Source organism: Amycolatopsis sp. NPDC102522 (genome assembly GCF_055584485.1).
The window spans coordinates 1-24,319 of record NZ_JBVJLY010000034.1; the positions used below are offsets into that span (position 1 = coordinate 1).

Below are 24,319 nucleotides of genomic sequence, written 5' to 3' on the forward strand. Positions count from 1 at the left end.
AGCCAACTCGTCATACGACGGACGCTCACCCCCGGACACCCAGTGATCATCGCAGAACGACGATCACCACATGACCCGGGACCTGACTAGTTACCCGTCCTCACCACTCACGAGGGAACTATTCACCGTGTGTATAGATCGTGTGTATAGTCCCTCGCATGTCCATCGGGAACACCTTGCTCGGCCTGCTCGAAGCCGGCCCCAAGCACGGTTACGACCTCAAACAGCTCTACGACAAGCAGTTCCGCCAAGACCGCCCCCTGCACTACGGGCAGGTCTACTCGACGCTGAACCGGCTGCTGAAGAACGGACTCGTCGAGGAGAACGGCGTCGAAGCGGGCGGCGGTCCGGACCGGAAGCGGTACGCGATCACCGACGCCGGCGTCACCAATGTCGAGGATTGGCTGAAAAGTCCGGAAAGTCCCTCGGTCTACCTGCAGAACACGCTCTACACCAAGGTCGTGCTCGCGCTCCTGTCCGACCGTGGCGCCCAGGATCTGCTCGACACCCAGCGCGGCTCCCACCTCCGCGCCATGCGCGAGCTCACCGCCCGCAAGACCGGCGGCGACCTCGCCGACCAGCTGATCTGCGACCACGCGCTCTTCCACCTGGAAGCGGATCTGCGGTGGCTGGAACTCACCGCCGCCCGCCTCGACGATCTCGCGCGCCAGCTGGCGCGCTGACCTGGGGACCACAAAGTGGAAACACCGTTGTTACAAGGCTTGGGCCTGCACAAGGCTTTCGGCCCTGATCAGGCGCTGGCCGGGGCCGGGCTGACACTCGAAGCCGGCGAGATCGTCGCGATCATGGGCCCGTCGGGCTCGGGGAAGTCGACGTTGCTGCACTGCCTGTCCGGCATCGTGCGCCCCGACGGAGGACACGTGCTGTTCCGCGGGCACGACCTCGCGGCCATGCCCGACGCCGAACGCAGTGCCCTGCGCCGTACCGAATTCGGCTTCGTCTTCCAGTTCGGGCAGCTCGTGCCGGAACTGACCTGCCTGGAGAACGTCGCGCTGCCGCTGCGTTTGGGCGGGATGAAACGCCGCCCCGCCGAGCGGATCGCGCGGAACTGGCTCGATCAACTGGAAGTCGGCGACGTGGACGACAGCACACCCGGCCGGATCTCGGGCGGGCAGAGCCAGCGGGTCGCCATGGCCAGGGCGCTGATCACCGAACCGTCGGTGATCTTCGCCGACGAACCGACAGGCGCGCTGGACACGCTCAGCGGCGAACTCGTCATGCGCCTGCTTTCCAAGACGGCGAAGGAGACCAACGCCGCCGTCGTCCTGGTCACCCACGAACCGCGGGTGGCCGCCTACTCCGACCGGGAGGTCATCGTGCGGGACGGCCGGACACGGGAACCGGCGGTGACCCGGTGACCGGACGCGAAGACCTGATGCTGGGATTCCGGCTGGCCGTCGGGGGCGGCCGGGGCTCGATCGTCAGGCTCGTCCTGAGCGCCGCCGGCATCGGGCTGGCGGTGGCGATCCTCCTGACCGGCGCCTCCGCGGGCACCATCAAGGACCACCGGGACCAGCGGACGTTCGACGCTTACGTGCGGAGCGAACAGATCCCGGGCGTCGCCCCGCTGTTCTACAACGCGACGACGACCGACTTCCGCGGTCAGGCGATCTCGCTCGTCCATCTGCGGCCGACCGGCCCGAATTCGCCGATCCCGCCGGGCGTGGACCGGCTGCCGGCACCGGGTGAGGTCTTCCTTTCGCCGAAGCTGGACGAACTCGTCGCGTCCGACACCAGCGGCCTGCTGCGGCCTCGTCTGCCCGGCAAGCCTGCCGGGCTCATCGCCGCGGGGACCACGCTCAATCCGAACGACCTGATCGCCTACGTCGGCACGGACACACTGCAGAACGGGATCACGATCTACGGGTTCGGCGCCGACCCCGGCTACCACGACGTGCTCGAAAACGGGATCCTGATGCTCCTGCTGATCGGGCTCGTCGTCCTGCTCACGCCGGTGTTCATCTTCATCGGCACGCTCTCCCGGCTCGGCGGCGCCACCCGGGACCGGCGGCTCGCCGCGCTGCGCCTGGCGGGCTCGTCGGTCCGGCAGCTGCGCCGGATCACCGCGGCGGAATCGCTCGTCGCCGCCGCGGCCGGGCTCGTCGTCGGCGCCGCGTTGTTCCTGCTCTTCCGCGGTGCGGTGACGAACTTCCAGGTGCTCCGCTTCGGGCTCTACCCGAAGGACCTCACACCACCGTGGCCGCTGGTGGTGCTGATCGTGCTCGTCGTCCCCGCGCTGGCCGTGCTGACGGCGTGGTTCGCCCAGCGGCACCTGATCGTCGAACCGCTCGGCGTCGTCCGCGAGACCGCGCCGCCGAAGCGGCGGCTGTGGTGGCGACTGCTGCCGGTCCTCGCCGGAATCGCTTTGGTGATACCGGATTTCGGGATGGCGAGCGAAGTGGGCCGCACGGCGCCGATCGCCGGGTCGGTACTGCTGATGCTCGGGATCCCGGCGCTGCTGCCATGGCTGCTGGAGCGCGCCGTGTCCCGGGTCAAGGGCGGGTCGCCGTCGTTCCAGCTCGCGATCCGCCGTCTGCAGAGCGACAGCGGGACCCCGTCGCGGGTGGTCGCGGGCGTCTGCGTGGTGCTCGCCGGGGCGATCGGGTTGCAGAGCCTGATCGCGGGCCAGGCGGTGCACCAGGGCGACTACCGGGACACGATGGCCGGCCGGATGATCGTCCACGCGGAGGGCCCGACGGCCGATCAGGCGGTGGCCGCGGCGCGAGCGGTGCCGGGGGCGGCCGACTTCCAGGCCATGCGGTCGATGTACTTCGACCAGAGCGGCGCTCTCGTCTCGTTCGGTGTCGCCGACTGCGCCACGATCGAAGCGTCGACGGGGGCGACGGGCTGCCACGACGGAGACGTGTTCGCCGAAGCCTCGTTGTTCCACAAAGGACAGTCGGTGACGCTCACCGACATGGCCAAGCGGACACAGTCCTGGACCGTTCCGGTCACGCCTCGGCCGCTCGATCTGAAGCCGTCGGGACTCGCCGTCTATCTCGGGGTGCACGTGCTCGCGACACCGGCCGCGATGGCGGGCGTCGACCTGGCCGCCGCCTCGGTCTCGGTGAGCCTGCGTGACGGGACCACGAACCCGGACTTCGTCGAACTGGTGCGGAATTCGGTCGCCCCGTTCGGCTGGCAAGCCTCCGTGACGGCGTACAACCAGAAGCGGATCACCGACGAGGTCCAGATGTTCGGTGACATGCGGAGCATCCTGCTCGGCGGCGCGCTGTTCGTCCTGTTGCTGGCCGGGGTGAGCCTGCTGGTGCTCGCCCAGGAACAGGTCCGGGAGCGGCGGCGGGCGCTCGGCGCGCTGTCCGCCACCGGGGTCCCGGTGCGCGTGATCCTGCGGTCCTTGCTGTGGCAGAACGGGATTCCGCTGCTGCTGGGGATCGTGATCGCGACGGCGACCGGGATCGGCATCGCCGCGGTGGGCAAGCGGATGTTCTGGAGTGCGCTGTACATCGACTGGGCCGCGGTCGGGGTGCTCGCCGTGGCGACGATCGCCGTGGTGCTGCTGGTGACGGCGTCGACGTGGCCGTTCGTGCGCTCGGCGGCGAAGGCGGAGAGCCTGCGCACCGAGTGAGCCGTCCGTGAAGGCCTCCTTCTCAGGGGGCCTTCACGGATTCACAGCACGGCGCTGACGTCGCGGGCGGCGGCGCGGAGCCCGTCGTGCGCCGCTCGCGTCGACCGGGGGTCGAGTGCGTTGGCGGCCAGGCGGAAAAGGACCGCGCGCAGCAGGAGCTGAGGCCATTCGGGCAGATGCGCCCAGCGTTCGAGCAGGTCGATGGTGGCGCCGCCCCAGACCAGCGCGTCGACCGCGACGATCGCGGCGCCCCATTCGCCGGGCCGGTAGTACGGCACGAAATCGACGATGCCGGGGGCCGCGTCGCCGTCGAACAGCACACCGGCGAGCAGTTCGCCGTGGACGACCTGGTCCGGCAGTTTGACCGGTCTTCGGGAACCTGCCAGCACCTCGAACCAGCGGCCGCCCTTGTTCTCGTCGAGGGACATGTCCGCCTCGCCCCAGGCGAGTTTGTCGGCCAGCGCCTCGAGATCGGTGCGCCGCCCCAGGAAGTCCGGCCGCGGCAACCCCGCCGTCGCACGATGCAGTTTGACCGCCACGTGCACGACCTCGTCGTAGCGGTGCTCGGCCGTGCCGGAGACGAACCGGTTCGCCGACCAGCCGCCGACCACCCAGCGGCCGTCGCTGGACCGGACGGGCTTCGCGACCCTCAGCCCCGGCTCGTCGACGGCCTCCAGCGCCCGGGCCGTCCACAGGGTCCGCGACTTGTCCACGACCGGCTTGAGCACGAGATCGGCGTAGCGCCAGGCGGTGGTGCCCGGCAGCGGCTCCGCGTCACCGTCACGTCCGCCGAACGCCGAACAGACGTGTTCCGGAGGGCTTTCTAGGGTGGCACGCACGGCTCGGCACGTTACTCCGTCTTCCGCGCCACGAACGAGAAGACGCGCTGGTCTTGAGTAGCGATACTCAAGACACAATCACTCCTGACCTGCCATTCTTCCGCTGTGATCCCCCGAACGGCTCAGCGCCGCTTCACCGACGGGCAGCTCGTCGCCCTCGCGCTCGGCTCCCTGTGGCTGCTCGGCACGCTGGGCCCGGTCACCGTGGGCCTGCTGCTCCCGCTCGCCGCGTTCCTGCACGTTCCCTGGGTCGCGTTGCCGGTTCCGCTCGTGGCGATCGGGACGGTCTATCTCGTCGGCTACTTGGCTTTTCCGACTCTCGCGAAACCGTGGCCCCGGCTGGCCTGGGCCACCACGGTCGGGACTTTCGGCGTTTTCGGCGCGATCTTCGTACTGGAGGTGGCGGAGGCGTTCGACCCCTGGTTTGCGGTGCCGTTCCTCGGAGTGCCGGTGGCGCTCGCCGCCGGACTGTTCGCGCCGGGCCTCGGGGTGCGGGCCGGCGCGGGCCTGCTCTTGATCGCGCTGATCGCCGGCGGGATCGCCGTCCCCTCGGCCCTGCCCGAAGACAGCGCCGCCCGGCGGCTGGCCGCTGTCGACGTCCCGCGCGATCGCACCCTCGCGGCCGACCTCGGTCCCCAGCGACTCCCGACGAAGGCGACCGAAGACTCCGGGTCGCTCATCGTCGAGTACGCACCACAGCTGTGGATCTCGCCTGTCTGGACCTTCGCGACCGACGCCGTCGAGAGCTGCGAGACGCCGGTGAAGACTGACTGGCGGCTTGCGAACCCTACGTGCGCTTCGGTCGGCGACGGCGAGTTCGTTCGGCAGAACGCGGACAAGATCGAGTTCGTCCAGCGGCGCGGAGGGCTGTCGGTGCATGTCGCGGGCAACCACAACTGGAAGCCCGAGGAACTGCGCGAGCTGGCGGGGAAGACCCATCCGCTGACCGACGCCGAGATCATCGCCGCCCTGCCGAAAGCTTCCGGCGGGAACCGGACGGACGTCTTCGCCGGCTTCGCGACCTTCGTGCGCGCGATCTTCACGGGCGGGTCCCTCGGCTACTGATGCCCGGCAGGGAGCAAGGGACCTTTGCTAGCGTTCGTTAGCGCACTAACTAACGACAGCAAAGGTCCCTTGCTCTCTTTCCGCTGGTCAGCGGCACAAGAGCGTCAGTACGTCGGCAGGCTCTGGTCGATCTGCCGCGCCCAGGCCAGCACGCCGCCACCGAGGTGGGTCGCGTCCTTGAACCCGGCCTGGTGCAGTGCGGCCAGCGCCTCCGCCGAACGCGCGCCCGACTTGCAGTGCAGCACGATCGGCTTGTCCTGCGGCAGTTCCGCCAGCGCCTCGCCCGAGAGGATCCGGTCCTTCGGGATCAGCGTCGCGCCCTTGATGTTGACGATCTCGTACTCGTGCGGCTCGCGGACGTCGATGAGGGCGAAGTTGTCGCCGTTGTCGAACTTGGCCTTGAGCTCCGCCGGAGTGATCGTGTGTCCCGAAGCGGCCGAAGCGGCTTCGTCGGACACAACGCCACAGAAGGCTTCGTAGTCGATGAGCCCGGTGATCTTCGGGGTCTCGGGATCCTTGCGGATCTTGACCTCGCGGTACTTCATCTCCAGCGCGTCGTAGCTGACGAGCCTGCCCAGCAGCGGCTCACCGATGCCGGTGATCAGCTTGATCGCTTCGTTGACCATGATCGAACCGATCGACGCGCACAGCACGCCCAGCACACCGCCCTCGGCGCACGACGGGACCATGCCGGGCGGCGGCGGCTCGGGGTAGAGGTCGCGGTAGTTGAGGCCCTTGCCGTTCGGCGCGTCCTCCCAGAACACGCTGGCCTGTCCCTCGAACCGGAAGATCGAGCCCCACACGTAGGGCTTGCCGGTGAGCACGGCGGCGTCGTTCACCAGGTACCGCGTCGCGAAGTTGTCGGTGCCGTCGAGGATCAGGTCGTAGCGCTCGAACAGTTCCAGCGCGTTCGACGACTCGAGCCGCTCGGTGTGCAGGTGCACCTTCACGAAGGGGTTGATCTCGGCGATCGACTCCTGCGCCGACGCGGCCTTGAGCTTGCCGATGTCGGACTGGCCGTGGATGACCTGGCGGTGCAGATTCGATTCGTCGACCTCGTCGAAGTCGACGATGCCGAGCGTGCCGACCCCGGCCGCGGCCAGGTACAGCAGCGCCGGGCTGCCGAGGCCACCGGCGCCGATGACCAGCACCTTGGCGTTCTTCAGCCGCTTCTGCCCGGTCACCCCGACGTCCGGGATGATCAGGTGACGGCTGTACCGGGCCACCTCTTCCTTGGTGAGCTCGGCGGCCGGCTCGACGAGCGGCGGCAGCGTGCCTGACATCGGGTCCTCCATCTCGCGTGGATCGCGGGTCGCATCCCAGTATCTACAACACCGACAGGCGGAAACGACTTCCCCTGTTTCATATCCTGGGAAATTCCAGCAAGTGAGACGGCGGAGACTAAGGTGTCGGATTCGGCCAGGAGCCCGGCTTGCAGACCTTGCCGTCGGCGGGAACCCTGCCCCTGTCGCCACCCGGCAGGTCGTTCAGCTGCGCCACGAAGTCGTTGGAGACGCCGAAGGTCTGCTGCATCATGACCGGCGCGATCGCGCCGTTTTCCTGACAGCCCAGGTGCTTTCCACCCAGGGCGTGCCCGACCTCGTGGTTGATGGCGTACTGACGGTACGACACCATGTCGCCCTGGAACGCCATCGCTCCGCGCACCCAGCGGGCGAGATTGATCACCACGCGCTTGTCGAAGCTCGACCGGTAGCACGAGGTCTCGTAGGTGATCTGGAACATGCAGACGTCCGCGCGATGCGTCGTGTTCGGAGTGGTGAGACTCACCCGGAAGCTGGGGTTCGGGAAACTCGCGTCGACGCGCTGGAGTGCCTTCTTCCCGTCCCACGTCCAGCTCTTGGCATTGGACAGGGTCTGCTCGACCGACCTGGCGAAGCTGTCGTCGCCCATGTAGCTGGTCGGATCGATGCCGTCCTCGACCTCGACGGTGTACGTGTACAGCTGTCCCTTCCCGACCTTCTCGCCCTTGCCCGGCACCACGTGATAGGTGCCCTGGCCGGACTCGGTGAAGGGTTCACCCTTGGGCAGGTCGGCGGTCGGGATCTTGAGGTCGACCGGTTTGGCCGGGTTCTCGGGGAGGACGTCGCCGCCGCCGTCGACACCCGCGCCCGGCTCGCCGCCGTTGCCGGCGGAACCGTCGGCCGAAGCGAGGCTCGTCCCGTCGGAGGCGATCGGCTCGGCCGGGCCGGTGGCGGTGTTGAACACGACCAGCGCGGTGATCACCACGAGGATCGGCAGCGCGTACACACGCCAGCCGTAGGTCTTGGCGAAGTGGCCGATGCCGCCCTTGCTCTTGCGGGCCTTGGTCTTGGCGGCGTCGGACTCGTGCGGCTTCCAGGACGCGCTGAGCGGCTGGGCGCTGGTCCGGCGACTGCCCGGGCGGTAACGGTCTTCGTCGAGCCGCTGCGACGGCGGCGGCGTCGGCCGGTACTGACCGGTGCGCGGAACTTCCGAGGTCCGGGGCTGGGCGCGCGACGAACGCCGGGCGGACGCGGAGTACTGAGACCGCCGACCTTCGCCCTGCGCGCCTTGCTTAACCCGATCCACGGGGACCAGGGTGCCATAACCGAACTGTGATGTTGTGAGCGACCGCCGCTTCGTGCGGCGTGTCTCGCCCACCCGAATGGGCTACCAGGTGCCCGATTCGACCGATTCCCACATCCCCAAAACGGCCTTCGCTACGACATTCGGGCGTTCCATCTGCGCCACATGGCCGGTTCGGGGCAGAACGAGCAACCGGGCGTGCGGAAGTAGCCGAGCGGTGCGCTCCGCGCGCCGGACGGAGATCACCCGGTCGTGCTGCCCCCACACGACGAGAGTCGGCGTGGCGACCGTCGGCGCGACCGCCCACAGCGACGCGGGTCCGCGCGCGGACCACGTCCGGAAGATGCCGAACGTGCTGCGGGCCAGCGCGGGAGCGGCCCAGGCGAAGGCGGCGCGAGCGCTGTGCTCCTGTTCGAGTTCGTCCAGCCTGCTTTCGGCGAAGCGGCCCGGGTCGGCGAAGCACAGCTTGATGACCTGCATGGCGCGTTCGCGCGGGCCGAGCGCGGCCAGCTGACGACGTACTCGCGGGCCGACCACCGGCAGGTACGCGAACGCCATCCGCGGGTCGGACAGCCGCTTCATGCTGGGGCGGAGGTCCGGCATCGCGGGCGAGATCAGCGTCAGCGTCTTCACCAGTTCCGGGCGGCGGGCCGCGACGAGCAGCGCGACCGCGCCGCCCATCGAGTTGCCGAACAGGTGCACCGGCCCGGTTTCGAGGCTCTCGATATGGTTCGCGACGACCTCGGCGTGCGAGTCGAGGCTGAAGTCGAAGTCGTCAGGTGGCTCCGAATAGCCGAAACCCGGCAAATCGACCGAAGTTCCCCCCGCCTGGGGTGCCAGCAGCGCGGCGAGGTCGGTCCAGTTCGTGGACGAACCGCCGAGTCCGTGGACGTAGACCGCCGTCCCGGGGCCGCCCGGCGTCCGGCGGATGTGCAATTTCACCCCGCCGACACCTATTGTTTCTCCGGGCCAAGGCGGCGGCGCGGGGTCCAATGACGGCAATGACCTGCGCGACAGCGGTACGTGGGTCAGCGGCGGACGACCCCCGGCGGCACGGGAAACTGGAGAAGACACAGCACAAGGATGCCCGACCCTTGGCGGTCCGGCCGTACCGGCGAGTAATCTCGAGCTCACTTCACGCGGCGGTGACCCCGCCCTGCGGAGCCCCGCTCGACTGGAGGCACGATGACAGAAATGGCGCGACTGCAGGCCCGAGGTGTCCGCCTGCCCAGAACCGAACGCCGCGCCCAGCTGCTGGCCGCCGCGCAGCGGGTGTTCGCCGCGAACGGCTACCACGCCGCCGCGATGGACGAGATCGCCGAAGAGGCCGGAGTCAGCAAGCCGGTCCTCTACCAGCACTTCCCCGGCAAGCTCGACCTCTACATCGCGTTGCTGGAGAGCCACGTCGACGAACTGGTGCGACGCGTCAAGGACGCGCTCGACTCCACGACGGACAACAAGCAGCGTGTCCCGGCGACGGTCGGCGCGTTCTTCGACTTCGTCAACAACGACGCCGGCGCGTTCCGCATGGTCTTCGAATCCGATCTGCGCGGCGAGCCCGCCGTGCAGGAGGCGGTGGACCGGGCGACGTCGGCCAGCGTCGACGCGATCACGGAGACCATCACGGCCGACGCGGGCCTCGACGAGGACAAGGCGCGGCTGCTCGCCGTCGGCCTCGTGGGCCTCTCGCAGGTCAGCGCACGGTTCTGGCTGGCGCACCACAAGTCGATGAGCCGCGAAGAAGCCGTCGCCCTCACCGCCAACCTCGCCTGGCGAGGCATCGGTGGTGGCTTCCCGCTGCAGCACTGACCCGCGTTTCGGCACCTACTTGCGATCGCCCTGATCGCAAGTAGGTGCCGAATTGCGTGGGCTACTGGGGCAGCAGCTTCTTGATGCGGTCCGCGGCGGCCTGGGCGTCGGCGACGACCTTCGCGGTGTCGATGCCGGCAACGCGGCCTTCGCGCTTGAGGGCGCGGCCGTCGACGAACACCCACGAGACGTTCGCGGGCTGGGTGTTGAAGACCAGCTGATTGACCCAGTCCACCTTCGGCGCGAAGTTGACCGCCTGGGCGTCGACCAGCTGAAGGTCCGCCCGCTTGCCCGGCGTCAGCGACCCGATCTCCTTGTCCATCCCGAGCGCTTCCGCGCCGCCGAGCGTCGCCATGCGCAGGACGTCCGTCGTGGTCGGATAGACCGCCGGATCCGTCGCGATCGCCCGCTGGAGGCCGACGGCCGCGCGCATCACGTTGAACATGTCGCTCGTGTCGTTGGTGCCGCCGTCGAGGCCGAGCCCGACCTTCATGGCCCGCTTCTTCATCTCCGGCAGCCGGATGACGCCCGACGCGAGCCGCATGTTCGACAGCGGGTTGTGCGCCACGCTGACGCCCGCGGCCGCGAGTTCGTCGAGGTCGGCGTCAGTGGCCTGGATGACGTGGTTCGCCACCAGCCCGGGGTGCAGCGCGTTCGCCCGCCGGAGCGCGTCCATCTGCCCCGCGGTCAGATCGGCCTTGGCTTCGAGCAGGTGCACGTTCAGCGAGACACCGAGTTCGCGCGCGAGCTTCTCCGACGCGTCGACACTCGGGAAGTTCCCGGTGGACGGATGCGTGCCGATCTGCAGGCGGGCCAACGGGTTCGGGTCGATGACCTCGCGCTTCACGCGGCGGATCTCGTTCTGCAGCGCGGGATCGGTGGTTCCGTTGTAGGAGTAGAGGAAACGCAGCTTCGACTCGCCGAGAGCGCGGAGGCCGCCCTTCGCGAAGTCGGCGTTGAACGCGTGCGACCAGTCGGTGACCGTCGTGATGCCGGTCGAGACGACGTCGGCGGCCGCGAGCTTCGTTCCCGCGTACGCGTCCGCGTCGGTCACCGGCGCGCGGTACAGCGGGATGACACATTTGCCGAGCCAGCCGACGAGTTCCTTGTCGGCCGCGCAGCCGCGGATGAGCGACTGCCACAGGTGGTTGTGCAGGTCGACGAACCCGGGCAGGACGATCTTGCCGCGACCGTCGACGACCTTCGCGGCGCCCGCGTCGAGGTCCTTGCCCACCTGCTTGATCTTGGTGCCTTCGAGGACGACGTCGGCGTCGGCGAGGGCGCCGAGCGGTCCTTCGCCGAGGCTCGGGTCCATCGTGAGCACCATCGACGCGTCACGGATGACGACGCGGCCGGCGCCGGTGAATTCCGCGTCACTCCCGGTTTCGGTGGTTCCGCCGCCGAGACCGCCGAGCAGAGCGGCGCCGAGGGCGACGGCGAGCGTGAGGCTGAAGACCGACAGGACGGATCTGCGTTGTTTCATGGTTTCAACTCCCCAGTCGAAAAGATCAAGCTAGCTCACCTGACGCGGACACCCCGCAAGACGACCGCGACGGGATGCTCCAGCTGTGCCAGGTCTTCGCGCGGATCTTCGGCGTAGACGACGGCGTCGGCGGGCGCGCCGGGCACCAGCCCGGGCAAGCCCAGGTACTCGCGCGCGGCCCACGAGCCGGCGGCGAGGGCGTCGTGCGGCCGCAGCCCCGCCTCCGCGAGGGCGCGGATCTCGACGCCGACGCGGCCGTGTGGCCGGGAATCCGTTCCGGCGAGGATCTTCACCCCGGCCTCCGCCGCCGCCACGACCAGCGCGGGATGTGCCTCCGCGCCATCGACGAACCAGCGCTTCCGCGGCGAGTCTTCCCGGTTCCGCACGGTCCCCAAAGCCGACTGGAACACCGAAAGCGTTGGTGTGAGGGCGGTTCCGCGGGCTGCCATGTCCGGTAGGTATCCCGGGTCGAGCCACATCCCGTGCTCGACCGAGTCGACTCCCGCGGCCACCGCGGCTTCGCCGCCGGCGGCATGCTGGGAGTGCACCGCGACCCGCCCGCCCACCGCGTGCACCGCCTCGACGACCGCGGTCATGACGTCGGACGGCACGGCCTCGTCCCCGACGGTCCAGTCCGCGATGATCTTGGCCCAGCCGGTGCGTTCCGCCTGCGCCGCGGCGAGCGCGGGGAGTTCGGCGTGGGTGGCGCGGCGGCCCCAGCCGTCGAAGAACTGGCCGTGCTGGGCGATCCACGGCCCGGCGTGCACCGCGCGGGGCAACCCAGGTTCGGTGCCGAACCACTCGGGCGGCTCGCCGGGCAGGCCGGGCGAGCGGATCATCGTGACCCCGGCGTCGACGTGCCGATGCAGATCGGCGCGCAGGATCTCCTCGTCCATCGGGTCGCCGGGCGCCTCGGCGCCGGGATGGGTGTGGGCGTCGACGAGCCCCGGCAGCAGCCAGCCTTCGGCGGCCAGCTCCGCGCCGGGGACCGGATCGGCCGTCCAGCGGTCGCCGTCGGCGTAGAGGTCGACGTACTCGCCGTCGGGCAGCGCGCGGCCTCGGATTCTGACGATCACGGTGTCCCCCTCGTGAGTTGCCGACCCGACTCAACCACGAGCGGCCGGGAGCAAGGGACCTTTACTGTCGCTATTGGTCCGTCCGGCGGAACCGCGCTGGGCCGGGTTTCGGATAGGACTCCAGCGACCGCGTTGCCGATCCGCGAGGAGTCAGTCACCCATGCCCCACATCGCGCTCGACGAGAACCTGCCCGGTATCACCGCCCTGTTCGCCTACCGGCCGGAGACGGCGGCGCCGCTCGGGCAACTCGCCGAAGTGCTGCTTCGCGGCCCGAGCAGCCTCAGCGTGGGTGAACGCGAGCTGATCGGCGCGGTCGTCTCACGCGGCAACGACTGCACGTTCTGCTCACGCAGTCACGCCGCCGTCGCCGCCGAAGCGCTCGAAGGCGGCATGCCGGTCGTCGAAGCGGCTTGGGAAGACGTCGACGGAGCGCCTGTGTCGGCGAAGGTGAAGGCGCTTCTACACGTCGCGCTCGCCGTCCGCGAAGGCGGGAAATCCGTGAGCGAAGACCTGATCGCGGCAGCCCGCGCGGAGGGCGCGACAGACGTCGAAATCCACGACACGGTGCTGATCGCGGCCGCGTTCTGCATGTTCAACCGCTATGTCGACGGGCTGGCGACCGTCGCCCCGGACGACCAGGACGCCTACAAAGCCACGGGCATCCGCCTGCTCGAGAACGGCTACACCCGCCTCTGAGCGGGACCAAGGGACCTTTGCTGCCGTTTGGTCGGCCCTACCGCCGATCTGCGCGAAGGTGGCGACCCGGCGGACGCCCAGATCGACGGTGAAGGATTTGGGGCGTTCAACGTCCTAAATCCTTCACCGTCGCGAAGCCACCCTGCCCCCGACCTTGCTCCTCTTCAGACCCTCGCGGCGCGACGGACCAGCACCGCGATGCGGGCCGAGACCTCTTGCGCTCGCTCCTGCGGAAGCATGTGCCCCGCGCCGGGGTAACGCACGAATTCAGCGTCCGGCAGCGCGTCGGCGATGACCTTGGCGTGCGGGGTCGGGCACAGCCTGTCCCGCTCCCCCGACAGCACGATCACCGGTTTTCCCTGCAGCGCGGCCAGCGTGACCCGGCAGTCGTGCCGCGAAATCGCGTCCTGGAATCCGGCGACACTCGCCGGATGCGCGCACAGCAGCTGTTCGGCGACCGAGTCCACGTCGGCCCGCTGAGGACGCCGTCCGAAGACGAGCAGCCGCGCGCCGGGGCGCACCACGGACAGCGGCAACGGCAAGGCGTCCCGGCGGTTCTTCGCGAGCAGCTTCGCGAGCCTCCGTTCGAACCTCGCCGCGCCGCTGCCCGCGATCCCCGGCAGGCCGAGGGTGATCCGGTCCATCTCACCGGACGAAGTGGCGACGAACGCGACCCCGGCGACGCGCCGGGCCACGAGGTCGGGATGCCTGCGGGACAGTTCCATGATCGTCATGCCGCCCATGGAGTGCCCGGCGAGCACGATCGGTCCGTTCGGGACGCGGTCCTGGATCAGCTCGGCGAGATCGTCGGCGAGGGTCGCGATCGTGGCCGTCCCCGGTTTCGCCGGCGCCGAGCCGCCGTGGCCGCGCAGGTCGTAGCGCAGGATCCGGACGGAGTCGCCGAGCCGCGACGCCACGCCGTCCCAGGTTCGGTGGTCCTGGGTCCAGCCGTGCACGAGCACCAGCGTGAGTTCGGAGTCGGCGGGGCCGCTCTGCTCGACGTGCAGAGCGGTGCCGTCGCCGGTCACGAACCGGTGCTCCCGCGACGGATCCCAGGAGACGGTGCCGCGCTGTTTGACGCTCCTCATCGCTTCCCCGGCAGCAGGAAGGACTTGCGCCAGAAGTACATGCCGGGCTTGCCGACCAGACCGGATTCCTGCAGGAACGGCATGATCTTCTCGCCCGCCCACTGGACGCTTCCCTGCCAGTTCGGGTTGTTCAGCGCGGCCTCGACGCCGTCACGCGGCCGGATGCCGACGGCCTTGTAGACGTTCGGGTTGATGAAGGCCCGCGTCACGAAGTACGAGATCAGCGCGATGATGAACTGCTGATAGACGATTTCCTTCTTCGTCAGCTTCGCCATCCCGCGAGTGACCTCTTCGCGGGCGAAGGTGACGTGCCGGGCTTCTTCGAGGACGTGGATCCGGTTGACCATGCGCACCAACGGCTGGATGTCCGGGTCGTTCATCTGCTCGCGCTGAAGCCGGTCGAGGACCTCTTCGGCGACGAGGATCGCGCCGTAGCGCGCGGGGCCGTAGCTGATCGACGGCATCAGTTTCGCCAGCCGCCGCAGCCACGGCACGGGCCCGTAGGACGGGCAGCCGATCCGCGACGCCATCCGCGCGAACATCGTCGAGTGACGGCATTCGTCCGCGATCTCGGTCAGCGCGTACTGCGCGTGCGAGCTGGTCGGGTCTTCGTCGTAGACCTCCTTGAGCAGCATCTGCATCAGGAGGATTTCGAACCACAGCCCGGTCGTGGCGACGCTCGCGACCTCGTGCTTGCCGAGTTCGATGCGCTGCTCTTCGGACAGTGAGTCCCACAGCTTGGTGCCGTAGAGCGAGGAACGGTGTGCCGGGATGTAGCGCTTCCCGTCCACGAGCGGAGCGTTCCAGTCGATGTCGACGTCGGGGTCGTAGAACTTGTTTGCGGAGGACTTGAGCAGCCGCTCGGCTGTCTTCTCCCGGTCGGTTTCCTTCAGCGCCCGCGTCATTGCCGACACACCCCTATCTGTAACTCGCGGTAACAGTTACCTCTGGTAGCATGACTTGGGTGATCGAACGTGTCAAGCGCAACAGCAAGCAGTCGAGCAAGCACCCCACGGCGGGTGAGGCCGACACGGGCGACGCCCGTCGCGACCGCTGGCGCAAGCACCGGATCGCGCGTCGCGCGGAGTTCGTCGAGGCCGCCCTCCGCGCCCTCGACACGCATGGTCCGGACCTCGGCATGGAGGACGTCGCCGCCGAAGCGGGCGTCACGAAACCCGTGCTGTACAGGCACTTCGACGACAAGGCGGATCTGTACGTCGCGCTCGGACAGCGCGGCACGGAGATCCTCTTCCAGCGGCTGATCCCGGCGATCAACTCCGAACTGGCCCCGGTCCCCCGGATCCGGATGGCGCTCGACGCGTTCTTCAGCGTCATCGAGGAGCACCCCAACCTGTACCGCTTGCTCGCACGCGGCGGCCTGCAGGAGAAGGTGCTCGTCAAGTCCGACGTCGTCGCCGAGGACAAGGAACTGATCGCCACCGCGCTCACCGCGCTGCTCGGCGACTACATGCGGATGTTCAACATGGACTCCGGCGCCGCCGAACCGTGGGCGCACGGCATCGTCGGCATGGTGCAGAGCACCGGCGAATGGTGGCTGGACCGGCGCTCGATGGGCCGCGACAGCGTCGTCGAGTACCTGACGCAGATCATCTGGGCCGCGATCGACGGCCTCTCCCGGCAGCAGGGCATCGTCATCGACCCGAACCTGCCGCTCGAAGAGAACAAGGTCGTCCAGATGCGGAAGACCGACGAAAAGCAGGTGGAGGGGCAATGAGCGAGCACGACGAAGACGGCTACGCCGGTGAAGCGGTCCTCGTGATCAACGGGACCGAGGTCGCGGCGACGGTCGACCTGCGGGGCTACTTCCAGCCCATCGACGGGTACTACCGCTGGTACGGCCGCGTGGCCACCAACGAGCAGGTGTCCGCGGCCGCCGGCGGCAAGAAGACCGCCGTCGAGATCCGCGCGGGCGAGTACAGCGCGAAGGGCGAACTCTCCGACCCGGACCCGTGGGACCGCTACCGCATCATGGGCACCAGCACGCCGCCCTTCCACGTGCCGACCAGCCTGGAAGAACTGAACGAACTCAACGCCTGACGACCGCGGCCGAAGGCGATACCAAAGGTCCCCTGCTCAGCCGAAGAGACCCCGACACCGTTCCAAGTACGTGAAGGCCCCCTTCATTGCGCTAGGCGCAATGAAGGGGGCCTTCACGTACTTCAGCCACGCCGTTGAGCCGGCACCCGGGCATCGGTGAACAGGTGCTTCGGCCAGCTCGACAGCTTGTTCATCGCCCATTCCAGCGGCCCGCGCCCGACGAACTTCCGCCACAGCACCGCGGCGGTCAGCGCGACCACCGAAAACTCCACGAAGTGCACCACGCTGAAGATCGAGTCGCCGTCGCTCTCGTCCCACAGCAGCGCGATCGCCACGAAATGCAGCACGTACGCGCTCAGCACCCGACCGCCCAGGTCCGAAAGCGGCCGCAGCACGCGCTCGAACCTCGGCATCAGCAGCTGGCAGCCGCCGATCACCGCCGCTGCGATCCCGATCGAGATCAGCAGGTCGAACGGCGTGTACGAAGTACCCGTCGGCAGCAGTTCCCAGGCCCAGCTGGTGGTCGGCGGCGTGCCGTGGATCCAGGTCTGGTGCAGCCGGAAGAATTCCTGCGGCGTCATCCCCATCTGCGCGGCCGCGGGTTCCAGCGAGCGGTAGACGGCCTGCATGCCGCCGAGCGGCCCGGTCGCGATCCAGGACACGAGGTACCCGCCCACCGCGAGCGCCGACCCGCCGAAGAACAGCCGACGGCACACACTGCGCGAGGTCAGGTCCATCCGCCCGAGCGACATCCCGGCGAACACGTACGCCATCAGCGTCAGCGCGGGGAAGGTCCCGGTCAGGACGAGAACGGTCGCGGCCTTCAGCAGCCCCGTCGACGTGACGTCGTCCGCGGTCAGGTCCGGCGCGAAGAAGAGGAGATCGCGGGGCAGCAGCTGCACCCTGATCAGATGCGAGAGCACCGGGCCGGCCACGGCGACGGCGACCGCCGCGATCGCCAGCGTCTTGGCGCCCGCGCGAAGCCACGGGATCGCGAAGAGGAAACAGGCCCCGTAGTAGGCCAGGATCACCATGTAGCCGGTTTCGAGGCTGGTCAGCCACAGCCCCAGCGCCACCAGGAGCGGTGCGCGGGTCGCCAGCTTGAGCGCGACGCGCGTCCGGTCGCGGCCCAGCTTCGGGCGGCGACCGCCGGACATCAGCGCGACCGAGACCCCGGCCAGCACCGCGAACAGCGCCGCGGAGTGGCCTTCGAAAGGTTTGAACAGCACCCCGATGCCGCCTTTGGCGGGTTCGGGGCCGACATGCACCGCGTACATGCCGAGTACGGCCAGGCCGCGGGCGACGTCGATACCGGTCAGCCGCCCCGCGGCCCGTTTGCCTTGTCCGGGAACAGTTCGCGCGCTGTCGACCAGCGCGCGGTCCATCACAGTGACGCCGTCCACCTCATTTCTCGGCTAGCCCCCTGCCGTCCCCGCCTTAGCGTGACGATCAAATCTGAGAGCGAGCTGAGACGCAGCGGTGACGCCACTGTGACATGTGACTATGACCCGATCGGGTCAGCCTCCGACGGCGAAACCGACCTTGCGGACGTCCGACGGCGCGATCTCCACGTAGGCGATCCGGTCGGTGGGCACGATGTACTTGCGGCCCTTTTCGTCGTCGAGGCGGAAGATCCCGTCGCCGGCCCTCAAGGCGTTCGCGACCAGTTCCTCGACCTCGTCGGGCGACTGGCTGCTGGACACCACGAGCTCTCGCGGCGTGTCCTTGATGCCGATCTTGACCTCCACGTGGGACCTCCGCTTGAAAGTTCGAAATTCACTGGTTCGCCAAGGCTAGCCGAAGGGCTCAGCCGAGCCCCAGCACCTGCATGCGCTTGGTGTGCCCCTGCTGCAACCGGCGGAACAGCGCGGCGATTCCCGAAAGGTCGCCCGAGCCTTCGACGATCAGTTCGGCGAGCCCGTCCCGCTCGGCGACGACGTACTGGGCCTGCGTCAGCGCCTCGCCCAGCAGGCGGCGGCCCCACAGCGCGAGCTTGTCGCGCGCCTTCGGGTCGGCCAGGATCCCGGCCGCGACCTCGCGCTCGGCGAAGGCCGAATGCCCCGTGTCGGCGAGCACGGTGAGCACCAGATCCTTGGTCTCGGGGTCGAGCCAGCTGGCCATCTCGCGGTAGAGGTCCGCGGCGAGCCCGTCGCCGACGTAGGCCTTCACCAGGGACTCGAGCCAGGAGCGCGGCGCCGTGGAGGCGTGCCACGCGTCGATGTGCCCGACGAAGGGCCGCATCGCGTCTTCGATCGCGACGCCGTGCCCCGCCAGATGCTTGGTGAGCAGGTCGTAGTGCCCGATCTCGGCGGCCGCCATGGACGCCAGCGCGGCCCGGCCGGACAGCGTCGGCGCGGTGCGCGCGTCCTCGGCCATGCGATCGAATGCGGACAATTCCCCATAGGCGAGTACGCCGAGCAAATCGACTACGCCTTCACTGATCTGCTTTGCCTCCGTCACGGCGGAAAGAGTATCGCCGAACACACCCACCCGGAGGGGAAGAGACCGATCCCACCCTCACCGGCGCGGCGGGGACTTTCCTAAAACCGCAGACCAGGTACACTGACGGCCGGATACGACGGATCTTCCGTCCCGGATCGGGACGCCGCTGCGGCTGAAGGACAGCCGGTGTGGCCCCGGTCAGCACAAGAATGATGTGCGTGCACGCCATCCTGCGGCATTCCCACGAAGGGCCGCTTCAGCGCCAGTAGCGCGGAGCCGAGCGAATTTTCGTGGTCGAGTGTCGATCGGTGACCAGGGCAGTGCGCGCTGGTCACGAGAGAGGCGAGCACCCTGACAACGAACGAAATCACCACCGAAGAGAACACCACCACGAGCGTCCCGGAGGCCGTCGCGCTGGAGCACAGCGAGACCGGCCCGGCCGCACTCGACACGTCGCACCCGCTGCAGGCGGGCGCACCGGTGGAACCCGAATCCCCCACCTTCGCTTCCTTCGGCGTCAAGCCGGAGATCGTGAAGGCACTCGGCGAGGCCGGGATCGAGCGCACCTTCGCCATCCAGGCGCTGACGCTGCCGCTGGCCATGGCCGGCGACGACCTGATCGGACAGGCCCGCACGGGCATGGGCAAGACGCTGGGCTTCGGCGTCCCGCTGCTGCACCGCGTCGAGGTCCCCGGCGACGGCACCCCGCAGGTGCTGGTCGTCGTGCCGACCCGCGAGCTGTGCATCCAGGTCGCGAACGACCTGAAGGGCGCCGGCAAGCACCTCGGCATCCGCACGCTGGCCATCTACGGCGGCCGTCCGTACGAGCCGCAGATCGCGGCGCTGCGCAGCGGCGTCGACGTCGTGATCGGCACCCCCGGCCGTCTGCTGGACCTGGCCGAGCAGAAGCACCTGGTGCTGGGCAAGGTCCGCGGTCTGGTGCTGGACGAGGCCGACGAGATGCTCGACCTCGGCTTCCTGCCGGACATCGAGCGCATCCTGCGGATGGTCCCGGACAAGCGCCAGACGATGCTGTTCTCGGCGACCATGCCGGGCCCGATCATCACCCTGGCCCGCACGTTCCTGACCCAGCCGACGCACATCCGCGCCGAGGAGAACGACGCCGGCGCGATCCACGAGCGCACCACCCAGTTCGTCTACCGGGCGCACTCGATGGACAAGCCCGAGCTGATCGCCCGCGCGCTGCAGGCCGAGGGCCGCGGCCTGACGATGATCTTCACCCGCACCAAGCGCACCGCGCAGAAGGTCGCCGACGAGCTCGTCGAGCGCGGCTTCGCGGCCGCCGCCGTGCACGGTGACCTGGGCCAGGGCGCCCGCGAGCAGGCGCTGCGCGCGTTCCGCTCCGGCAAGGTCGACGTGCTGGTCGCCACCGATGTCGCCGCCCGCGGTATCGACATCGACGACGTCACGCACGTGATCAACTACCAGACGCCGGAGGACGAGAAGACCTACGTCCACCGGATCGGCCGCACCGGCCGCGCCGGGCGCACCGGTGTCGCGATCACCCTCGTCGACTGGGACGAGGAGCCGCGCTGGAAGATGATCTCCGACACCCTCGGGCTCGACATGCCCGAGCCCGCCGAGACGTACTCGTCGTCCAAGCACCTGTTCAGCGACCTGGGCATCCCCGAGGGCACCACCGGCCGTCTCCCGCTGTCGAAGCGGACCCGCGCCGGCCTCTCGGCCGAGGTCGAAGAGGACCTGGGCGGCAAGCGCCGTGGCCGCGGCCAGGGTCAGAGCCAGGGCCCGAAGGACGAAGAGGCTCCCCGCAAGCGCAACCGCGCGCCGCGCAAGCGGACCCGCGGCGGTGCCGACTCGGCCGCCAAGATCGAGGCGGCGGACGCCGCCGCGGCTTCCGCGGAAGGCACCGAGGGCGAAGGCTCGTCGGAGGGCCGGACGAGGTCCCGTCGTCGCAGCCGTGGCGCCGCGAAGCCGAGCCCTGAGGTCAGCGGTCCGGCCGTCGAGAAGGAGGCAGGCGACAGCGCCGAGCGTCCTGCTCGCCGACGCCGCCGTCGCCGTCCCTCGGCGACTTCTGATACACCTGCGTCGGCAGACTGAGCTTTCAGACCGCGGACGTGGGGAGCTAGGGGCACGTGAGCGAACGCTGGGACGCCGCGCCGGACGATGATCCGGCGCGGCCCGTGCCCTCCGATCCCGAACAGACGTCGACAGGCGAAGAGCCGGGCGCCACGGCCGCGATCGGCACTGAAGACGTACTGGACGCCGACCCCGCGCTGGTGGAGGCCTCCGAGCCGCCACTGGCCGGGAAACGCGCCCGGCGCTCGCCGTGGAACCGCAAGCGGGATCGCGTGTTCGCCGCGGCGATCGTGGTGGCCGTCGCGGTCACCGGCGTGGTCGTCGGCGTGACCAGCGACAACGCGGCGACTGTCGCGCAGGTCGCCGCCACCCTGCCGCCCGGGCTCCCGCCCGCGCCGTCGGAAGTCCCCGGCTCACTGAGCGAACTTTGGCAGGCGCCGAGTTCGTCGACGCCCGTCCCGATCGGCGAGGCCAACAGCGTCGTCACCGCCGACAAGGGCGAGGTACTCGGCCGGGACCCGTACACCGGCGACGTCCGCTGGCGCTACTCCCGGGATCTCGAGCTGTGCACCGTCGCGCTCGCCGGGATCAAGGTGGACGCGGTGTACCGCAAGGACACCGGCTGCAGCGAGGTCACCCAGCTCGACACGGGGACGGGGCGCCGCACCGCGCAGCGCAACGGCGACGCGGAACTCGGCACCCGGCTGGTCGTCGACGGCTCGCACATCACCACGACCGGCAAGAAACTGCTCAACACCTGGCGCGACGACCTGGTCAAGAGCATGGAGTACGGCCAGGTCCCCGCCATCGTGAACGCGAACAAGCAGCCGAGGACGGGCTGCACCTACGGCACGGTGGCCGCCGCGGCGGGCAAGATCGGCGTGATCGAACGCTGCCCCGGCGACCCTGCCGACCGCCTCACCGTCTACCGCGCGACCAACGACGAAGCCGACGACCCCAAGGTCGACTACAGCACCGTGCTCGCCGGCAAGAACGCGAAAGTCGTCGCGATGTCCGGCGATCTCGCGCTGATCGTGCTCCCCGAACAGAAACTGCTGGTCATCTACGGTGGCGACGGCCAGCAGAAGTCGGCGTACCCGCTCGACGTGCCCGCTTCGGACCTCGCACAGGATCCGGTGGGCGGCATCATGACGACCGCGTGGACCGCGCAGGGCGTCTACTGGTTCACCGGCTCGAAGACCATGGCGTTCTCGCGGGACGACCTCACGCCGCGCTGGACACTGAACAGCGCCGTCGGTCCCGGCGTGACCTTCGGGGACCAGCTGGTCGTGCCGATCCAGGGCGGCCTCGCCGTACTCGACGAGCTGACCGGAACCACGGTCCGCACCGTCGGCGTCGATCGTCGCGGCTACAACGGCCCGGTGCAGCTCTCTTCGGTCGGGCCGGTGCTGCTGGAGCAGCGCGGCCCCACGCTGGTCGCCCTCAAGTGACCGGCGGGCGATAGCAAAGGTCCCTTGCTCCCGCCTGCCGTCATCGCGTGGTCGAGGTCTTGGTCCGAAGCCGGCCGATTTCCTTCCAGCACCATTTCTCGCCCTCGCGGGCGAGCGTGCCGGTACCGGTGCGGGTTCGGCCTTCGACGCTCACCGTGACGTCCACGGTGTACTCGGTTTCGGAGACCTTCGTGACCCCGCCGAGCGTGGCGCTTGAGACGTCGTCGACTCGTTCGATGGACTGATCGACGTCCTTTTCCGCATTCACGCACTTGAGCGCGGTCAACGCGGGCCTGTCGTGGGCGTTGATGCCGTCGACGACCGCCTGCGCGGTCGCCTCCGGGCTTGCCGCCTTGTCGGCCTTGTCGTCGCCGAGGAAGAACCCGGGAGCGACGAAGCCGGTGATACCCAGCGTGACCACCACCACGGCAGCGGCGGCGATGCCCACGATCAGACCGGTCTTGCCGTTCTTCGGGGGCGCGGGCGGCCCGCCGAAGCCCTGTCCGTACTGCTGGTTCTGACCGGGATACTGCTGCTGCGGATACGCGCCGCTCTGGGCGTACCCGCCCTGCTGGTACTGCTGCCCTGGGTACTGCTGCTGTTCTGGGTACTGCTGCCCGTCATGGCCGTACTGGGGCTGTCCTGGCTGGGGTGGGTAGGTCATAACGGTGCCCTTCGTCCTCGCTGTGCGGCGGCGTGTTCGTCTACGACGCGCCCAGTGAGTTCAAAGTTTCGTCGTGTCAGGCCACTTTTCCGGTCCGGTGGCAGTTTCCTGCCGTCAGCTCCACCAGAACAGGCTCAACGCGGCCGTCACGCTCACCACGACGGCGAGGCCGGCGAAGCCCGCGGGGCGGCCATTACGCGCATCGACGACCCGTTGGGCCAGCGAAGCGACCACCGCCGCGACAGGATGTCCGATCAGCATCAGCGGCCCCGGCCCCGGCGCGCCGGAGAACAGGCAGATCCCGGCGATCGCGAGGACGAGCACCGCGAGCACGACCATCCCGGCCGCGAGCGAACCGGTCAGCCCGCGCCAGAACCGGCCGCCTTCGAGCGTCTCGGTCGGCGGCGTGGTCGCGAGCTCTTCGGTGTCCGGTGACGACACGTCCTCGCCTGTCCAATCGTCGGGTCTCGGGAAGCTAGGGCGCCAGCAACTCCCACGGCTGGGCCGCGGGACCGGCCTCTTGACCGGCCGCGCAACTGGGCCGGAAGTCGCACCAAGAGCACCGGCGGCTCGGGCGCGCGGGGAACAGCACGTCCTCGTCGCCGCCGGCCTTCAGCGTATCCGTTGCCAGCCGCAGGTCCCCGGCGGTCTCGTCGGCGCGCTGGAGATGCCGTTTGAGGCTCTGCTCGGTGTGCTCGGCGGCCGCGATGGTGCCGGTGGGCACGTGGTGCAGCTCGACCTGGTAGCACGGCGTCCGCAGCGTCCTGGCGGCCGCGACCGCGTACAGCGCCAAGGCCTGCGACGAGCGCGCCTCGTATTCGTCCGGCGCGCGACGGCCGGTCTTGTAGTCGATGATCACCAGTTCCCGGCCGCGCTGGTCGATGCGGTCGGCGCGGCCCTCGATGATGAGGCTGGGCCCACTGCCCGGTTCGAGCGTGACGGGCGCCGAAACCCAGCGCTCCAGCCCGACCGGGTCGACACTGACGTCGTTGTCCTCGACGTACTCCGCGACCCATCCCTTGGCGCGGGCGCGATACCGGGCGGCCTGGTCGGAGTCTTCGAACCCGGCGTCCTTCCAGTGCTCGGCGACGAGCGCCATCGCCCGCTGCGGAACGCGCTTGATCACCGGCAGGTCGAACAACGCCCGCAAAGCGTTGTGCACCACCGCGCCGAGTGTGCTGTGCGCCCAGGCCCCGGTGCGTGTCGGGGACGGGCGGTCGAGATACGACATGCGGTAGCGGCGCGGGCAATCTTCGAAGGTCGCGAGGCGCGCGGGCGAGACCTTCGTCAGCTTGCGCGGCGCTTCGACGCCGAAGTCGAAACCAATCTGCTCCATCGGATCACCCCGCCCGCAACGCTACGCACCCCCACCGACACTTTTCGAGGGCATCCCCGCCGAAGAGAGCAAGGGACC

At 69.2% G+C, this 24,319-nt stretch carries 24 protein-coding genes; 10 read left to right on the plus strand and 14 right to left on the minus strand.

Annotated elements, in window-relative coordinates; translation table 11 throughout:
• The first annotated feature begins 158 nt into the window (after positions 1-158).
• From ACZ6YV_RS41405 to ACZ6YV_RS41415, 3 genes are read left to right on the plus strand one after another with little or no spacing between them, the layout of a single operon-like run.
• On the plus strand, positions 159-683 hold the full coding sequence (locus tag ACZ6YV_RS41405; RefSeq protein ID WP_465514867.1) for a PadR family transcriptional regulator: 525 nt from the start codon (positions 159-161) through the stop codon (positions 681-683).
• A 15-nt stretch (positions 684-698) separates the two neighbouring features.
• Positions 699-1,379, plus strand: a complete 681-nt coding sequence (locus tag ACZ6YV_RS41410; RefSeq protein WP_465514868.1) for an ABC transporter ATP-binding protein — start codon at positions 699-701, stop codon at positions 1,377-1,379.
• Positions 1,376-3,610 (plus strand): FtsX-like permease family protein, encoded by a 2,235-nt coding sequence (locus ACZ6YV_RS41415; protein WP_465514869.1) that lies wholly within the window; start codon positions 1,376-1,378, stop codon positions 3,608-3,610. The genes ACZ6YV_RS41410 and ACZ6YV_RS41415 overlap by 4 nt, the downstream gene beginning before the upstream one ends.
• Before the next feature lie 41 nt (positions 3,611-3,651).
• Here the strand turns inward: ACZ6YV_RS41415 and ACZ6YV_RS41420 are convergent, their stop codons facing one another.
• Positions 3,652-4,449, minus strand: a complete 798-nt coding sequence (locus ACZ6YV_RS41420) for a TIGR02569 family protein (RefSeq protein WP_465514870.1) — start codon at positions 4,447-4,449, stop codon at positions 3,652-3,654.
• Positions 4,450-4,554: 105 nt separating this feature from the next.
• Between ACZ6YV_RS41420 and ACZ6YV_RS41425 the strand changes: the two genes are divergently transcribed.
• Positions 4,555-5,514 (plus strand): hypothetical protein, encoded by a 960-nt coding sequence (locus tag ACZ6YV_RS41425; RefSeq protein WP_465514871.1) that lies wholly within the window; start codon positions 4,555-4,557, stop codon positions 5,512-5,514.
• Between the two features lie 104 nt (positions 5,515-5,618).
• Here the strand turns inward: ACZ6YV_RS41425 and moeZ are convergent, their stop codons facing one another.
• From moeZ to ACZ6YV_RS41440, 3 genes are all read right to left on the minus strand, one after another.
• Positions 5,619-6,797, minus strand: a complete 1,179-nt coding sequence (moeZ, locus tag ACZ6YV_RS41430; protein WP_378240664.1) for an adenylyltransferase/sulfurtransferase MoeZ — start codon at positions 6,795-6,797, stop codon at positions 5,619-5,621.
• Positions 6,798-6,915: 118 nt separating this feature from the next.
• Entirely contained in the window at positions 6,916-8,082 is a 1,167-nt protein-coding gene (locus ACZ6YV_RS41435; protein ID WP_465514872.1) for a DUF3152 domain-containing protein, read from the minus strand.
• A gap of 81 nt (positions 8,083-8,163) precedes the next feature.
• Positions 8,164-9,021: an alpha/beta fold hydrolase gene (locus tag ACZ6YV_RS41440; RefSeq protein WP_465514873.1), complete on the minus strand. Its 858-nt coding sequence runs from the start codon at positions 9,019-9,021 to the stop codon at positions 8,164-8,166.
• 243 nt (positions 9,022-9,264) lie between these two features.
• Between ACZ6YV_RS41440 and ACZ6YV_RS41445 the strand changes: the two genes are divergently transcribed.
• On the plus strand, positions 9,265-9,888 hold the full coding sequence (locus ACZ6YV_RS41445) for a TetR/AcrR family transcriptional regulator (RefSeq protein WP_039922912.1): 624 nt from the start codon (positions 9,265-9,267) through the stop codon (positions 9,886-9,888).
• Positions 9,889-9,949: 61 nt separating this feature from the next.
• On the opposite strand, the gene ACZ6YV_RS41450 is transcribed toward ACZ6YV_RS41445, so the two are convergent.
• Together ACZ6YV_RS41450 and ACZ6YV_RS41455 are read right to left on the minus strand one after the other, a co-directional pair.
• A complete protein-coding gene (locus tag ACZ6YV_RS41450) occupies positions 9,950-11,371 on the minus strand; it encodes an amidohydrolase family protein (protein ID WP_465514874.1) in 1,422 nt (473 codons plus the stop codon).
• Between the two features lie 35 nt (positions 11,372-11,406).
• Entirely contained in the window at positions 11,407-12,447 is a 1,041-nt protein-coding gene (locus ACZ6YV_RS41455) for an amidohydrolase family protein (RefSeq protein WP_465514875.1), read from the minus strand.
• 160 nt (positions 12,448-12,607) lie between these two features.
• On the opposite strand from ACZ6YV_RS41455, the gene ACZ6YV_RS41460 reads away from it, so the two are divergent.
• On the plus strand, positions 12,608-13,144 hold the full coding sequence (locus ACZ6YV_RS41460; RefSeq protein WP_465514876.1) for a carboxymuconolactone decarboxylase family protein: 537 nt from the start codon (positions 12,608-12,610) through the stop codon (positions 13,142-13,144).
• 164 nt (positions 13,145-13,308) lie between these two features.
• Here ACZ6YV_RS41460 and ACZ6YV_RS41465 read toward each other — a convergent pair whose 3' ends face one another.
• The gene (locus ACZ6YV_RS41465; protein ID WP_465514877.1) at positions 13,309-14,232 is read right to left on the minus strand and encodes an alpha/beta fold hydrolase; all 924 of its coding nucleotides are present in this window, start codon (positions 14,230-14,232) and stop codon (positions 13,309-13,311) included.
• On the minus strand, positions 14,229-15,137 hold the full coding sequence (locus tag ACZ6YV_RS41470; protein ID WP_378240672.1) for an AurF N-oxygenase family protein: 909 nt from the start codon (positions 15,135-15,137) through the stop codon (positions 14,229-14,231). Before ACZ6YV_RS41470 ends, ACZ6YV_RS41465 begins: the two co-directional genes overlap by 4 nt.
• Positions 15,138-15,187: 50 nt before the next feature.
• On the opposite strand from ACZ6YV_RS41470, the gene ACZ6YV_RS41475 reads away from it, so the two are divergent.
• Both ACZ6YV_RS41475 and ACZ6YV_RS41480 read left to right on the plus strand, forming a co-directional pair.
• Entirely contained in the window at positions 15,188-15,967 is a 780-nt protein-coding gene (locus tag ACZ6YV_RS41475) for a TetR/AcrR family transcriptional regulator (RefSeq protein ID WP_378240673.1), read from the plus strand.
• Positions 15,964-16,290, plus strand: a complete 327-nt coding sequence (locus tag ACZ6YV_RS41480; RefSeq protein ID WP_378240674.1) for a DUF4873 domain-containing protein — start codon at positions 15,964-15,966, stop codon at positions 16,288-16,290. Before ACZ6YV_RS41475 ends, ACZ6YV_RS41480 begins: the two co-directional genes overlap by 4 nt.
• Positions 16,291-16,412: 122 nt before the next feature.
• On the opposite strand, the gene ACZ6YV_RS41485 is transcribed toward ACZ6YV_RS41480, so the two are convergent.
• The 3 genes from ACZ6YV_RS41485 to ACZ6YV_RS41495 all read right to left on the minus strand — a co-directional run bounded on the left by ACZ6YV_RS41485 (position 16,413) and on the right by ACZ6YV_RS41495 (position 18,750).
• Entirely contained in the window at positions 16,413-17,693 is a 1,281-nt protein-coding gene (locus ACZ6YV_RS41485) for a heparan-alpha-glucosaminide N-acetyltransferase domain-containing protein (RefSeq protein WP_465514878.1), read from the minus strand.
• A 114-nt stretch (positions 17,694-17,807) separates the two neighbouring features.
• Positions 17,808-18,038, minus strand: coding sequence for a DUF3107 domain-containing protein (locus tag ACZ6YV_RS41490; protein ID WP_005167610.1), 231 nt, complete (start codon positions 18,036-18,038; stop codon positions 17,808-17,810).
• A gap of 58 nt (positions 18,039-18,096) precedes the next feature.
• Positions 18,097-18,750 (minus strand): ferritin-like fold-containing protein, encoded by a 654-nt coding sequence (locus tag ACZ6YV_RS41495; protein ID WP_378240721.1) that lies wholly within the window; start codon positions 18,748-18,750, stop codon positions 18,097-18,099.
• A gap of 462 nt (positions 18,751-19,212) precedes the next feature.
• Here ACZ6YV_RS41495 and ACZ6YV_RS41500 point away from each other — a divergent pair, with 462 nt between their 5' ends.
• Positions 19,213-20,811: a DEAD/DEAH box helicase gene (locus tag ACZ6YV_RS41500; RefSeq protein WP_465514879.1), complete on the plus strand. Its 1,599-nt coding sequence runs from the start codon at positions 19,213-19,215 to the stop codon at positions 20,809-20,811.
• A 35-nt stretch (positions 20,812-20,846) separates the two neighbouring features.
• A complete protein-coding gene (locus ACZ6YV_RS41505; protein WP_465514880.1) occupies positions 20,847-22,241 on the plus strand; it encodes an Rv3212 family protein in 1,395 nt (464 codons plus the stop codon).
• A gap of 40 nt (positions 22,242-22,281) precedes the next feature.
• On the opposite strand, the gene ACZ6YV_RS41510 is transcribed toward ACZ6YV_RS41505, so the two are convergent.
• The 3 genes from ACZ6YV_RS41510 to ACZ6YV_RS41520 all read right to left on the minus strand — a co-directional run bounded on the left by ACZ6YV_RS41510 (position 22,282) and on the right by ACZ6YV_RS41520 (position 24,241).
• On the minus strand, positions 22,282-22,905 hold the full coding sequence (locus ACZ6YV_RS41510) for a hypothetical protein (RefSeq protein WP_465514881.1): 624 nt from the start codon (positions 22,903-22,905) through the stop codon (positions 22,282-22,284).
• A gap of 114 nt (positions 22,906-23,019) precedes the next feature.
• Positions 23,020-23,346 (minus strand): hypothetical protein, encoded by a 327-nt coding sequence (locus tag ACZ6YV_RS41515; RefSeq protein WP_465514882.1) that lies wholly within the window; start codon positions 23,344-23,346, stop codon positions 23,020-23,022.
• Between the two features lie 34 nt (positions 23,347-23,380).
• Positions 23,381-24,241 carry a RecB family exonuclease gene (locus tag ACZ6YV_RS41520; RefSeq protein ID WP_378240716.1) on the minus strand — a complete coding sequence of 287 codons (861 nt, stop codon included), beginning with the start codon at positions 24,239-24,241 and terminating at the stop codon, positions 23,381-23,383.
• Positions 24,242-24,319: the final 78 nt, after the last annotated feature.

Excerpts from the sequence above, each read along its gene's own strand:
- ACZ6YV_RS41405 (WP_465514867.1), top strand. The coding sequence starts at position 159 with ATGTCCATCGGGAACACCTTGCTCGGCCTGCTCGAAGCCGGCCCCAAG.
- moeZ (WP_378240664.1), bottom strand. The coding sequence starts at position 6,797 with ATGTCAGGCACGCTGCCGCCGCTCGTCGAGCCGGCCGCCGAGCTCACC.
- ACZ6YV_RS41445 (WP_039922912.1), top strand. The coding sequence starts at position 9,265 with ATGACAGAAATGGCGCGACTGCAGGCCCGAGGTGTCCGCCTGCCCAGA.
- ACZ6YV_RS41450 (WP_465514874.1), bottom strand. The coding sequence starts at position 11,371 with ATGAAACAACGCAGATCCGTCCTGTCGGTCTTCAGCCTCACGCTCGCC.
- ACZ6YV_RS41460 (WP_465514876.1), top strand. The coding sequence starts at position 12,608 with ATGCCCCACATCGCGCTCGACGAGAACCTGCCCGGTATCACCGCCCTG.
- ACZ6YV_RS41465 (WP_465514877.1), bottom strand. The coding sequence starts at position 14,232 with ATGAGGAGCGTCAAACAGCGCGGCACCGTCTCCTGGGATCCGTCGCGG.
- ACZ6YV_RS41470 (WP_378240672.1), bottom strand. The coding sequence starts at position 15,137 with ATGACGCGGGCGCTGAAGGAAACCGACCGGGAGAAGACAGCCGAGCGG.
- ACZ6YV_RS41475 (WP_378240673.1), top strand. The coding sequence starts at position 15,188 with ATGACTTGGGTGATCGAACGTGTCAAGCGCAACAGCAAGCAGTCGAGC.
- ACZ6YV_RS41480 (WP_378240674.1), top strand. The coding sequence starts at position 15,964 with ATGAGCGAGCACGACGAAGACGGCTACGCCGGTGAAGCGGTCCTCGTG.
- ACZ6YV_RS41510 (WP_465514881.1), bottom strand. The coding sequence starts at position 22,905 with ATGACCTACCCACCCCAGCCAGGACAGCCCCAGTACGGCCATGACGGG.
- ACZ6YV_RS41520 (WP_378240716.1), bottom strand. The coding sequence starts at position 24,241 with ATGGAGCAGATTGGTTTCGACTTCGGCGTCGAAGCGCCGCGCAAGCTG.